The sequence below is a fragment of the Methyloversatilis sp. XJ19-49 genome (assembly GCF_024580145.1).
Lineage (GTDB): Bacteria > Pseudomonadota > Gammaproteobacteria > Burkholderiales > Rhodocyclaceae > Methyloversatilis.
Map to the genome: position 1 here is coordinate 219,861 of NZ_JANINI010000002.1, position 12,196 is coordinate 232,056.

Genomic DNA, 12,196 nt, shown 5'->3' on the forward strand with positions numbered 1-12,196 from the left:
CATTCCGGCCCTTCAGTCCGCGACCTGCCTGCCGTCAACCCTGTCTGACCCGCTCATTTCTACGGATACAGATCCCGCCGTGCAGACTGCCCGAATTGCTTTGCTGGAAGACGACCCGGTCCAGGTGGAAATACTGGGCACCTGGCTGCGTGCCGCAGGCCACGACGTGCATGTTTTCATGCGATCTCGTGACCTGATGCGCGAAGCGGTGCGTGAAAGTTACGACCTGCTGCTGATCGACTGGGAATTGCCCGACCTGCCGGGTGCCGATGTGCTGCGCTGGCTGCGCAACGAGCGCCAGTTGCAGACGCCGGTCATTTTCGTGACGGCGCGGCAGGACGAGAACGACATCGTCACCGCGCTGGCCGCCGGCGCCGACGATTACATCGTCAAGCCGGCGCGGCGCCTTGAACTGCTGACCCGGATCGAGGCGGTGCTGCGGCGCAGCCGCCCGCCGGCAGACCAGCCGGTGGTCGAGGCCGAGCCCTACCATTTCGATCTGAATTCACACACGGCGCGCCTGCACAACGAGGTAGTCGACCTGACCGAACGCGAGTTCGAGCTGGCCGTGTTCCTGTTCCGCAACGTCGGTCGCCTGGTATCGCGCGGTCACCTGCTGGAATCGTTGTGGGGCCGCAAGGGCGATGTGCCGACACGCACCGTCGATACCCACATGTCGCGCGTACGCTCCAAGCTCGCCCTGCGTCCGGAGAATGGCTATCGACTCGCGTCGACCTACAACTATGGCTACCGGCTGGAGCGTGTGTCCGGTGACGCCCGGCCGACCGAGAGCGAAGCGGTGGACTGAGTTGCACAACTCGCAGACCGACAACAAAAAAGGAGCCATCGGCTCCTTTTTTGTTGTCGGCTTGGTCCGGATTACTTCGACAGCGAATCGCGGATCTGGCGCAGCAGCACGACCTCTTCGGCTGGCTCGGCCGGCGCCGCCGGTTCCGCCGCCTCTTCCCGCTTGAGCCGGTTGATCTGCTTCACCATGATGAAGATGATGAAGGCAAGAATGACGAAGTTCAGCGCGATCGTCAGGAAGCTGCCCCAGGCGAACACCGGTACGCCCGCCTTCTTCAGGTCGGCCAGCGTTTCCGGCACGCCGGGCGGAATATCCTTGAGCACGATGAAGAACTGGCTGAAATCCAGGCCACCGAAAATCGCACCCACGATGGGCATGATCAGGTCGGCGACGACCGAGTCGACGATCTTGCCGAAGGCTGCGCCGATGATGACGCCCACCGCGAGGTCGACGACATTGCCCTTCATGGCGAATGCCTTGAATTCCGAAACGAAGCTCATGCTGATCTCCTTGTTGATATGGGTGCAATTCGCGCGCGGGCGGCGCGCGCGAACCGGTGACTTCCGGCGGCGAGCAAGATAGCACACGGCCGGCGTGGCGCCGGTCCGGGCTGCCAGCCGCCATCTCTGATACGCTCGCCAGCCACCGTGCCGCTTGCGTCAGCCGGATCGAGCACCGTCCGGCAACGCGGCACGTGTCATCAGCCGGTCTGTTTCGTATGGAGAAGGCATGAAGATACTCAAGCTTGCCGCTTTCGCGCTCGGCGGCGTCGCTGCGCTGCTCGCTGCGGCCGTGCTGTACGTGGCGATCACCTTCGATGCCGTCCGCGTGAAGGAAGAACTGAGGCGCGTCGTGCTTGAACAGAAGCAGCGCACGCTGGACATCGAAGGCGACGTCGACCTGTCCTTCTATCCGAATCTCGGCCTGAAGCTGGGCCGCACCGCACTGTCCGAACACAATTCGACCGAACGCTTCGCGGCCATCGACGGTGCGCGCGTCTCGGTCGCCGTGCTCCCGCTGCTGTCGGGTTCGCTGGTCATCGACGAGATCCGGGTCGAGGGCGCCAGCGTCACCCTGATCCGCTACAAGGACGGCTCGTTCAACTTCGAAGACCTGCTCTCGGCCGAAAAGGACGAGGGCTCGCCGGTCCGCTTCGACATCGCCGGTCTGAAGCTGTCGCGGTCGGCACTCGCTTTCCGCGACGAGGGCAGCGGTGCGGTGCACACGCTGGACGACATCGAGCTGGCGGTCGGCAAGCTGTCGAATACTGCACGCGGCAAACTCGACATGGCCGCGCACTGGACGTCGGCGCAGCCGACGGCCGACACGCGCATCGTACTGGCCGCCGGCTATGACTATGACCTGCTGACCCAGCGCTTCGCGCTCGAAGCGCTGGGCGCGACCATGGAGGGTACGCTGCTTGACCTGACGGACCTGCGCGCCGCACTGACGTCGACCCGGCTCGAAGCGGGCGCCGAAGGCCGCATCGACATCCAGAAGCTGGCGTTTGACCTGTCCGCCAGACGGGCCGGCGAGGCGCTGTCGGCGAAACTGGCAGCGCCTGCGCTGCAACTCGATGCCGGCGGCGCCCGCGGCGACGAAATCAATCTGGCCGCGAAGATCGATTCGAGCGCCCGCATGGCGGACATCAAGCTGCAGTTCAAGGGCATCGAAGGCAGCCCGCAGGCGGTCCGGGTGGCCGGACTGACGCTGACGCTGGACGCCCGTCAGGACACGGCGACCGTCAAGGCCGCCCTGGCCACGCCGCTGAACGTTCAACTGGACGGGCCGTCCGCCGAGTTGTCGGCGCTCGAGGGCTCGATCGACATCGCGCATCCGTCGTTGCCGATGAAGAGCGTCAAGCTGCCGGTCAAGGGCTCGGCTCGCGCAGACCTGAAGGCGCAGACCGCGGCGCTCGATCTCGACACACGGCTCGACGACAGCCACATCCTGCTCAAGCTCGCCGCGACCCGCCTGCAGCCGCTGTCGCTGACCTTCGACGTCGACATCGACCAGCTCAATCTCGATCGCTACCGCCCGCCTGCAGCAGCCGGCGACGCAACCAGGCCCGCCGCCGGCAACCCGGACGACACGCCGGTCGATCTGTCCGCGCTGCGCGACATCAATGCCACTGGCAGCGTGCGCATCGGTGCGCTGCAGCTGGCTGGCGTGAAGATGACGAAGATGACGCTGAACGTGAAGGCGTCGAACGGAAAGCTGGAGGTATCGCCCTATTCAGCCACGCTCTATCAGGGCGCGGCCAGCGGTGCGCTCATCCTGAATGCCGATGGCAACCGCATCGCGCTGAAGCAGACGCTGTCGGACATCGACGTGCATCCGCTGATCCGCGATGCAGCCGGCAAGGACCTGCTGGAGGGGCGCGGCACGGTCATGCTGGATGTCGCGACCTCGGGTACGACGGTCGGCGCCCTGAAGCGCGCACTCGATGGCAATGCGTCGCTGAAGCTGCGCGACGGCGCGATCCGCGGCATCAATCTGGCGAAAAGCCTGCGCGAGGCGAAGGCGAAGCTGGGCGGCGGCACCACCGTACAGCAGGCCAGCGCCACCGAAAAGACGGACTTTTCAGCACTCAGCGCCAGCTTCCGCATCGACGACGGCATCGCCCGCAATTCGGATCTGACCGCCAGCTCGCCCTTCCTGAGGCTGGCGGGTGCCGGCACCGTCAATCTGCCCGAGGCCAGTGTGGATTACCTCGCCCGCGTCACGCTGGCCGCAACCAGCAAGGGGCAGGACGGCCGCGCCGCAGACGAGCTCAGGGGCGTGACCGTGCCGGTGCGCCTGTACGGTCCGTTCGCCAGCCTCGACTACAAGATCGAGCTCGCCGATCTGGTCAAGGGCGCCGCCCGCACGGCGGTCGAGCAACAGAGCCAGAAACTGCAGGAAAAAGCCCGTGACAAGGTGCAGGAACAGGTCGGCGACAAGCTCAAGGGGCTGTTCGGCCGCTGAGCAGCGGCGAGTGAGAGCGGCGGCCTCGCCGCGATCGAGCAGCGATGGTCGATGATCAGCGTGCGTATCGCGGCGAGGCCGCCGCTCCCACAGCCGCTCCCACAGGCCCGCGCCCGTAAGGGCCCGTCAGGCCGGCATTTCCCAGCTCGCGCCGATGGCCGCGATGCCGGCGCGGGCGACGATGGCATCTTCGCTGGACTTCACGCCCGATACGCCGACCCCGCCGACGCATTCGCCGTCCACGATGATCATTTCGCCGCCTTCCAGCGGCAGCACCGGCATGCGCAATGCGGCGAGGCGACCGCTGTTGACCACATCCTCGATCGCCTTGCTCGGCTTGCGAGCGAGCGCGCAGGTGCGGGCCTTCTCCGGTGCGATCTGGGTGCTCATCGGCGGCGCGCCATCAAGGCGTTGCAGCCACATCAGGTTGCCGCCGTCGTCGACGATGGCGATGGTGACGGGCCAGTTGCGTTTCAGGGCTTCGGCTTCCGCCGCGGCCGCAATCTGCCGCGCGTCGTCGAGCGTCAGGGTGAGGCGGGTTCTCATGGTCGTACTCCGTCAATGTCAAGAGAGGGCGTTGAACCCGAAAGCCGGTACTGCTCCGCTGCGCTGCGGAGAAGGCCGGTCAGGGGTTTTCGTGCGACGCTTGGCCGTGACGGGTGGTCCGGCGGGTGCGCGGGCCGGCGGGCGGATTGCTCACCGGCACTGTGCGTCTGGCTGACTTCTGTGGTGCATGTTCCACGCGGCGAGCAAACTGGTGGGCTGCCGCGGGGCCGGCAATCTACCGGCGTCACGGTCAGCATCCTACACTGTCGGCCTGCCCGCGCGAGACGGGTTCCGCACACAAAACCGACAAGGAGAACGCATGGCCAGCAATCTGGGGATCGATCTGTACTCGCCGAAGGAGATTGCCGAGAAGGTCGAAAACATCGGCATCGTCAAAGCCAACCTGCCGGTGCGCACGATGTTCATGCTCGGTGTGCTGGCTGGCGCCTTCATCGGCTTCGGTGCGCTGTACTTCACCCTGGTGGCCAGCGATGCCTCGCTCGGCTTTGCGCTGACCCGTGTGCTGGGCGGGCTTGCCTTTTCGCTCGGCCTCATCCTGGTGGCCGTGGCCGGCGCCGAGCTGTTCACCGGCAACAATTTCCTGGTCATGGCCTGGGCCGAGGGGCGCATTCCATTCAGTCTGCTGGCGCGCAACTGGGCCATCGTATATGTGGCGAATGCGGTCGGCGCGCTGGGCATGGTGGCCCTGGTGTTCCTGTCACATCACGGCGACATGAACGGCGGAGCGGTGGCGGAAACCTATGTGAAGGTGGCGGCGGCCAAGACGGCCACACCTTTCCTGATCGTGTTCGTGAAGGGCATCCTGTGCAATGCCCTGGTCTGTCTCGCAGTCTGGCTGGCGACCGCCGGGCGCAGCGTGACCGACAAGGTGCTGGCGATCGTGTTTCCGGTATCGGCGTTCGTGGCCGCCGGATTCGAGCACTGCATCGCCAACATGTATTTCATTCCGATGGGCATGTTGCTGCATGCGAACGGCGTGCTGCCGGCTGGCGTCGATCTGTCGGGACTGACCGCGGCCGGGCTGGCGGGCAACCTGGTCGCGGCGACGCTGGGCAACATCGTCGGCGGCAGCATTCTGGTCGCCGGGGTGTATTACATGACCTTCCGCCAGCGCGCCTGACGGAACCGGGGGCGTCCACCGCGCGGGCTTCGCGTTCAGGACTGCCGTTCGGTGCCGCCCATCAGTCCTGATGTTCGGTGCGGCGGCCGACCGGCAGCCCGAGTTGCTTGAGCTTGCGGTACAGGTGGGTACGCTCCAGCCCGGAGCGCTCCGCCAGCCGGGTCATGTTGCCGCCTTCGCGCTCCATGTGGTGTTCGAAATACAGCCGCTCGAACGCCTCGCGCGCATCGCGCAACGGCTGGTTCAGGCCGGGCAGTGCCGCGTTGCCGGCGGGGCGCAGCAGCGCGCGCAGCGCGCTCGCGTCCAGATCATCGTCGAGCGTGGCCAGCGCAGCCGAACGCAGTGCCGACACAAGTTCGGCGTAACCGCCCGGCCACGGGTGCTGGCGCAGCAGTGGCCGAGCCGACTCGGCCAGCGCGCGCACCGGAATTTCGCCCGCGTCCGCCAGATGTTTCAGCACGTCGTCAGCCAGATCGCCGATTTCGTCGCGCAGTTCGGCCAGCGTCGGCAGCGGCAGCACGACGTCGAACAGCCGCGACAGCAAGGCATCGTCCCAGCCGCCGGCGGCCTGCAGTTCCGCCAGCGGCTGGGCACAGCTGGCAATCAGTTTCGCGTCGAGCCGTTCCAGCCGGTCGACCGCGAAGGCGAGGTTTTTCTGCTGCATGCGCGACAGCGTGCCGATATCGCCAGCATGGATGACGCCGCCGCGCGCTGCGTCGAGCTGTTCCTGCGTGATGGCGCCCGGTATGCCGGCCAATTCGATCCAGCGCCGCCCGGGCACCGCCAGCGTGCGTGCTGCCAGTTCGGCGAAGCTCGACGGGCCGCAGCGCAGCATGATGATGCGCGAACGGCTCGCCATCTGTTCCAGCCGGCGGCGCAGGTCGCGCAGCGGGCCGCTGCGCGTGACGCCGGTCAGCGAAGGCGCGGCCGGGCGCTGTTCGGCTGGCGCACTGCGGATCAGCGCGCGCTTCACGCTGGACAGCAGCTTGGCCAGCGCGATCGGCTTTTCGAGGAAATCGAGTGCGCCGATGCGTGTCGCCTCAACGGCCGAATCGATGGTGCCGTGGCCGGACATCATGATGACCGGCATGGTCAGTTGCCCGCCCGAGGCCCATTCCTTCAGCAAGGTGATGCCGTCGGTGTCGGGCATCCAGATGTCCAGCAGCACCAGGTCAGGTCGCGCGGACAGACGCGCATTGCGCGCCGCAGCCGCGTTCTCCGCCAGCGTCACGTCATGCCCCTCGTCCCGCAGGATTTCGGACAACAACTCCCGGATACCCATCTCATCGTCGACCACCAGTATGCGAGCCATGTTTTCCTGACTTTCAGGCTGCCAGCGGCAGCGCTATGCGGATTTCAGCGCCGTGCGGCGCAATGTTTTCGATTTCGATGCGACCATCGTGCTCATCCACGATCTTCTTCACGATGGCCAGCCCAAGGCCTGTACCCCGTGCTTTCGACGTGACATAGGGTTCGAACGCGCGCGCCAGCACCTGGGCTGGAAAGCCGTGGCCGTTGTCGCGCACCGACAGCTCGACGCGGTTGCCGCGGCGGCGCGTGTGCACGCTGATCTGCGGCGTGCCGGCTTCGGCCGAAGCATCCTGCGCATTCTGCAGCAGGTTGTGGATGACCTGTCGCAGCTGGCCGGCGTCACCACTGATGTGCGGCAGGTCGGTCGCCAGATTCCGTTCAATGCGGGGCGTCGAGGTTTCGTAGAGGCCGAGCACTTCGTCCACCAGCCGGTTCAGGTCGAGCGGCGTCAGTACCGGCTGCGGCAGCCGCGCGTAGTCGCGGAAGGAATTGACCATGTTCTTCATCGCCTCGACCTGATCGACGATGGTCGAGGTGGCACGCGCCAGCAGGCGCTGGCCGTCCTCGTCGAGCTTGTCCGCCAGCTTGAACTGCAGCCGCTCGGCCGACAGCTGTATCGGCGTCAGCGGATTCTTGATCTCGTGCGCCAGTCGGCGTGCCACCTCGCCCCACGCGGCGCTGCGCTGCGCGGCAATCAGCTGCGTGATGTTGTCGAACACCACGACGAAACCGCCGCCGCCGGCCTGCGGCAGTTGCGAACCGCGCAGCAGCAAAGTCTTGCCCGGGCCGAACGGATCGGCGATGTCGATCTGCCGGCTCCACGACTCCTGCCCCTCGTCGATGGCCGCCAGGATGGTGTCGCGCAACTCAGGATGACGCGGCCATTGAGCCAGCGCAATGTCTTCCCAGCCTTCGAGCCGGTCATCCAGGATGGCCAGCGCGCCCTGGTTGGCGGCACGCAACCGGGTGGACGGACTGAACGCCAGCACACCGGTCGACAGATTGCCGAGGACGCCTTCGAGGTAGGTGCGTGCCGCCTCGGTCTCGCTGCGGCTGCGCTCGGCCTGCGCGCGCGCATCGTTGAGCTGTTCGGTCATGCGACGGAACGACTGGGTCAATGTGCCCAGCTCGTCGCGCGTGGCGAGCGCCGGGATCGGGCTGAAATCGCCCTGCATCACCGCATCGGTGCCGCGCGCCAGGATGGACAGCGGCGCCGACATGCGTCGGCTGATCACGAAGGCCACGGCCAGCGCCGACAGCAGCGCGAGCAGCAGCGCCAGCGTCAGTGTCAGCGCGAAGATGCGCTTGAGTCCGGCACGCGCCAGCGACAGTTCCTGATAGTCGCGATAGGCGCTCTGCACCGCCTCCGCATTCAGCGCCAGCGAAGCCGGCAGCGGCTGCAGCAGCTGCAGCACCGGGGCGTCGGACGCCAGTGTCGCGCCGCCGATGAACACCAGCGCACGCACGGTCAGGCCGTCGTTGCTGTCGGTGTCCACGGTGGTCAGACCCATGCCCTGACGCGCCTGGCGCAGCTGCGACGGCGATGGCAATGAAGGCACCAGCCGGGTGGCCGACGAACTGGTCGTGACCACCTGTCCCTGCGGCGAAAACAGCGTTGCACTCTCCACGCCGGCCTGCTCACGCAGCACGTCGAGCCGTGCGCTGCGCTTGAGCACCGGTGTGTCGGACAGGTCGCGCGCCATCGTACGGGCCTTTTCCAGCAGGTCGGCTGACAGGTAGTCGAGCGTGTTGCGACCGAGGATGAGGCCGCCTTCGAGTGCCTGTTCGATGCGCACGTTGAACCACGAATCGACGGAACGCGACACGAAATTCACCGACAGCACGTAGATCAGCGCGCCCGGCGCCACCGCCAGCGCAGCAAACGCCGCGAACAGGCGCAGCTTCAGGCGCGAGCCGAACACCGCGGCGCGGTGCTCGCGCAGCAGGTGCGCCACCAGCCAGGTCACAAGACCGAGCAGGCCGAGCGCCACAGCCACATTCAGGCCGAGCAGCAGCGGGTAGCTGCGCGCGAACAGCGCGGTATTTTCACTGGCCAGCGACAGCAGCAGCAGCAGCACGCCACTGAGCGCAGTACTGGCGAAGATGAAGTTCCTCATTGCCGCACCGCCTGCTGTGCGGTGAAACCCCAGCGCTGCCACTCGGATTCCAGCGTCCAGTCGCGATTGCTCATCGCGCTGAGCTGGAACGGCTTGGGCAGCTGGGTCACATCGAGCCGCAGGCGCAATGCGGCGACATAGCTGCCGCCGGCCTTCAGACGCCCCGAGTCGATGATCGGCCAGTTGCGCAACCGGCCGATCAGCTTGAGCGCTTCGTCCAGCGTGTCGAAGCCCTGATGCAGCGCGCCGGTGGATACCCGGTACTGCTGGGTCAGTGCGTGATAGCTCAGCCGGTAGGTCAGCGCGCGCTCGACCACGTCTTCATCAAGCCAGTACCAGCGTGGCCGGCTGATTTCGAATTCGAGCACGAAGTACAGCGCCACACCGCGTGTCACCGCTTCGGCAAGCCGCGGCGACAGCGTGACGCCGATGTCGGTCGACAGCTGATAGCCCTCGTCGCTGTGATCGAGCCGGACATCGCGCATTTCCACATCGGCCGCAGCGTGACCGGGGGTCATCAGGCAGACCGTCAGCAGGCAGGCCAGGATGCAGCGCCATACCCCCGGCCAGAGCGGGAGTCGTTCAGACACCGGGGGTTTTCTGCAGCAGGGCGTAGTAGAACCCGTCATGCTCGGCGTCCGGCAGCAGTTGCAGATCGAATGCGCCGCATGGGCTCAGGCGTTGGCAGTCGGCATGGCGGGTCACGAAGGCGGCGACCTGTTTGTGGTTTTCCGCGCGGAAGACCGAACAGGTGGCGTAGAGCAATTTACCACCTGGCGCCAGCACGCGCCAAAGGCTGTCCAGCATGGTGCGCTGCTGCTTCGCGAAACGGGCGATGTCGTCCGGCCGGCGCAGCCACTTCGCATCCGGATGTCGCCGCACGACGCCGGACGCGCTGCACGGCACGTCAGCCAGGATGCGGTCGAACAGCCTGCCGTCCCACCACTTGTCGACCGCCGCGGCATCGCCGATCTGCACCCGACCGTCCAGCCCGAGCCGTGCAAAATTCTCGCTGATGCGCTGCGCACGCGGCGCGCTGTGGTCGAGCGCCAGCAGTTCGATATCGGCGCATTCCAGCAGATGAGATGCCTTGCCGCCCGGTGCTGCGCAGGCATCGAGCACGCGCTGCCCAGAACGTACGTCGAGCAGTCCGGCGGCGCGCTGGGCACCCAGATCCTGCACCGACATCAAGCCGTCGGCGAAGCCCGGCAGGCGGGCGACCGGGCAAGGCTTGTCGAGCAGCAGGCCGGCATCACCGTGACGGGTCGTTGCGATGTCCTCGGCTGCCAGGCGGGCTTGCACCTCCTCCACGGTCGCGCGCCGGAGATTGACCCGCAGTGCCATTGGCGGATGGTTGTTGCCCTGCTGCGCGATGTCCTGCCAGTGATTCGGGTGGTCGCGGCGCAAGCGGTCAAGCCACCAGCGCGGGTGCTGCAGGCGCGCTGCGTCGTCACCCGCGACCGCGGCATCCAGTTCGTCGCCGCGCCGCTGCGCGCTGCGCAGCACCGCATTCATCAGCCCGCCGAAGCGGTCACCACCGAGCGTGCGCGCCGCGTCGACCGCCTGGCTGACCGTGGTGTGCGCGCTGTCCGGCCGCGCATCGAGGCGGCACAGCGCAACCAGCAGCAACGCACGCCGATCAAGCTCGCGCAGCGGCTTGGGCACCAGCACGGCGAGCCGGGCCTCGATCGCGGCATGCGCGCGCAGGCACTGGTAGGCCAGATCGCGCACGGCGGCGGTATTGGTCGACAGTGTGTCAGGCATGCGGCTGAACGCGTCGTCCAGCGCATCACCCTTGAGTACGGCAGCCACGGCGTGGGCGGCTCCGAGCAGGGCTGCCGCCAGTGAATCGGCGGCGACCGGCTGACCGGAAGAAGATACGGAATTCAATGCATGGGTACCGGCAAGAGGCGAGTCAGGACCCGCTCCGGAGCGGGTCCTGACGGGGGTAAGCAGACGATCAACCCGTCCAGGCGTGCTGGCGCAGCGCTTCGATCGGCGCATAGCGCAACGCAGCCTCGTGCGTGGCGACCAGGATCACCTTCGGTGCCTGACCGGCGTCAAAGGCTTCACGCCAGCGTGCTGCGCACAGGCACCAGCGGTCGCCGGCCCGCAGGCCGGGGAAGTCGTACTCCGGGCGCGGCGTCGACAGGTCATTGCCGCGCGCGCGGGAAAACAGCAGGAAGTCGTCGGTCAGCACCGCACACACGGTGTGCGAGCCGAAGTCGTTGTCGTCGGTGTTGCAGCAGCCGTCGCGGAAAAAACCGGTCAGCGGCTTGAACGAACAGGGCTCGAGCGGCCCGCCGAGCACGTTGCGGGCATTGCCGTCGGGCCGCCAGTCGCGATCCATGTCAGCGTGCCAGCGCGCGCAGGCGCGCCACGCGTTCCGCCGTTTCCGGGTGGGTGCTGAACAGGCCGCGCAGGCCGCCGCCCGAAAGGGGATTCATGATCATCATCTGGCCGGTCTCCGGGTGCGCTTCGGCGGTTGCCATGGGGATACCCCGCGCGTAAGCGTCTATTTTAGTGAGTGCGTCCGCCAATGCATGCGGATCATTCGATATTTCCGCGCCGCCCCGGTCGGCCCCGAACTCGCGCGTGCGCGAGATCGCCATCTGGATCAGCATGGCAGCAATCGGCGCCAGCAGGGCAACAATGATGCCGACCACCGGGTTGGCCGGACGGCCGTCCGCATCACGGCTGCCGCCGAACAGCATGCCGAACTGCGCCAGCGCCGAGATGGCGCCGGATACTGTGGCCGAAATGGTCGAGATCAGGATGTCGCGGTTTTTCACATGCGCCAGTTCGTGCGCCATCACGCCACGCAGCTCGCGCGCGGACAGCATGCGGACGATCCCGGTGGTTGCCGCCACGGCTGCATTCTCCGGGTTGCGGCCGGTTGCGAAGGCATTCGGTTGCGCTTCGTCGATCAGGTAGACGCGCGGCATCGGCAGTTCGGCCTGCTGCGCCAGTTCAGCCACCATGTTGTAAAGATAGGGCGACGAGGCGGCGTCGACTTCGCGCGCGTTGTACATGCGCAGCACCATCTTGTCGGAGAACCAGTAGGCCCACACATTCATCGCGCCGCCGAACAGCAGCGCGAGCAGCATGCCCTGCTGCCCGCCGATGGCCGCGCCGACGACGCCGAACAGCGCGACGATGCCGGCCATCAGGATCGAGGTTTTCAGCCAGTTGCCAAACATTGTGCTTACCAGTCAGTGAAATCGGACGCCGTATAGATTGCGCACTCAGCCGAAAATTCAAGCCGAAAACCGCAGTTGATCGGCGTTGCGGGCAGGGTGGCAGGAA

11 protein-coding genes are annotated in these 12,196 nt (G+C 66.6%); 3 read left to right on the forward strand and 8 right to left on the reverse strand.

The features are described from left to right. Nucleotides 1-79: 79 nt before the first annotated feature. The gene (locus NMQ16_RS03635) at nucleotides 80-808 is read left to right on the forward strand and encodes a response regulator transcription factor (RefSeq protein ID WP_257079139.1); all 729 of its coding nucleotides are present in this window, start codon (nucleotides 80-82) and stop codon (nucleotides 806-808) included. A gap of 71 nt (nucleotides 809-879) precedes the next feature. On the opposite strand, the gene mscL is transcribed toward NMQ16_RS03635, so the two are convergent. Then, nucleotides 880-1,308, reverse strand: a complete 429-nt coding sequence (gene mscL / locus NMQ16_RS03640) for a large conductance mechanosensitive channel protein MscL (RefSeq protein WP_257079140.1) — start codon at nucleotides 1,306-1,308, stop codon at nucleotides 880-882. Between the two features lie 229 nt (nucleotides 1,309-1,537). Here mscL and NMQ16_RS03645 point away from each other — a divergent pair, with 229 nt between their 5' ends. Further along, nucleotides 1,538-3,775, forward strand: coding sequence for an AsmA family protein (locus tag NMQ16_RS03645; protein ID WP_257079141.1), 2,238 nt, complete (start codon nucleotides 1,538-1,540; stop codon nucleotides 3,773-3,775). A gap of 126 nt (nucleotides 3,776-3,901) precedes the next feature. Here NMQ16_RS03645 and NMQ16_RS03650 read toward each other — a convergent pair whose 3' ends face one another. Continuing rightward, nucleotides 3,902-4,321, reverse strand: coding sequence for a heme-binding protein (locus NMQ16_RS03650; protein ID WP_257079142.1), 420 nt, complete (start codon nucleotides 4,319-4,321; stop codon nucleotides 3,902-3,904). A gap of 319 nt (nucleotides 4,322-4,640) precedes the next feature. Between NMQ16_RS03650 and NMQ16_RS03655 the strand changes: the two genes are divergently transcribed. After that, on the forward strand, nucleotides 4,641-5,462 hold the full coding sequence (locus NMQ16_RS03655; RefSeq protein ID WP_257079143.1) for a formate/nitrite transporter family protein: 822 nt from the start codon (nucleotides 4,641-4,643) through the stop codon (nucleotides 5,460-5,462). Nucleotides 5,463-5,523: 61 nt separating this feature from the next. Here the strand turns inward: NMQ16_RS03655 and NMQ16_RS19195 are convergent, their stop codons facing one another. The 6 genes from NMQ16_RS19195 to htpX all read right to left on the reverse strand — a co-directional run bounded on the left by NMQ16_RS19195 (nucleotide 5,524) and on the right by htpX (nucleotide 12,090). Then, nucleotides 5,524-6,774 carry a sigma-54 dependent transcriptional regulator gene (locus NMQ16_RS19195; RefSeq protein ID WP_306441647.1) on the reverse strand — a complete coding sequence of 417 codons (1,251 nt, stop codon included), beginning with the start codon at nucleotides 6,772-6,774 and terminating at the stop codon, nucleotides 5,524-5,526. Nucleotides 6,775-6,787: 13 nt separating this feature from the next. Then, a complete protein-coding gene (locus NMQ16_RS03675; protein ID WP_257079144.1) occupies nucleotides 6,788-8,890 on the reverse strand; it encodes an ATP-binding protein in 2,103 nt (700 codons plus the stop codon). Then, nucleotides 8,887-9,480 carry a DUF4390 domain-containing protein gene (locus tag NMQ16_RS03680; RefSeq protein WP_257079145.1) on the reverse strand — a complete coding sequence of 198 codons (594 nt, stop codon included), beginning with the start codon at nucleotides 9,478-9,480 and terminating at the stop codon, nucleotides 8,887-8,889. The genes NMQ16_RS03675 and NMQ16_RS03680 overlap by 4 nt, the downstream gene beginning before the upstream one ends. Further along, the gene (gene rsmB, locus NMQ16_RS03685) at nucleotides 9,473-10,735 is read right to left on the reverse strand and encodes a 16S rRNA (cytosine(967)-C(5))-methyltransferase RsmB (RefSeq protein ID WP_373566754.1); all 1,263 of its coding nucleotides are present in this window, start codon (nucleotides 10,733-10,735) and stop codon (nucleotides 9,473-9,475) included. The genes NMQ16_RS03680 and rsmB overlap by 8 nt, the downstream gene beginning before the upstream one ends. 115 nt (nucleotides 10,736-10,850) lie before the next feature. Then, on the reverse strand, nucleotides 10,851-11,240 hold the full coding sequence (locus NMQ16_RS03690) for a DUF2237 family protein (RefSeq protein WP_257079146.1): 390 nt from the start codon (nucleotides 11,238-11,240) through the stop codon (nucleotides 10,851-10,853). A 1-nt stretch (nucleotide 11,241) separates the two neighbouring features. Then, nucleotides 11,242-12,090, reverse strand: a complete 849-nt coding sequence (gene htpX, locus NMQ16_RS03695; RefSeq protein WP_257079147.1) for a zinc metalloprotease HtpX — start codon at nucleotides 12,088-12,090, stop codon at nucleotides 11,242-11,244. Between the last annotated feature and the right edge of the window lie 106 nt (nucleotides 12,091-12,196).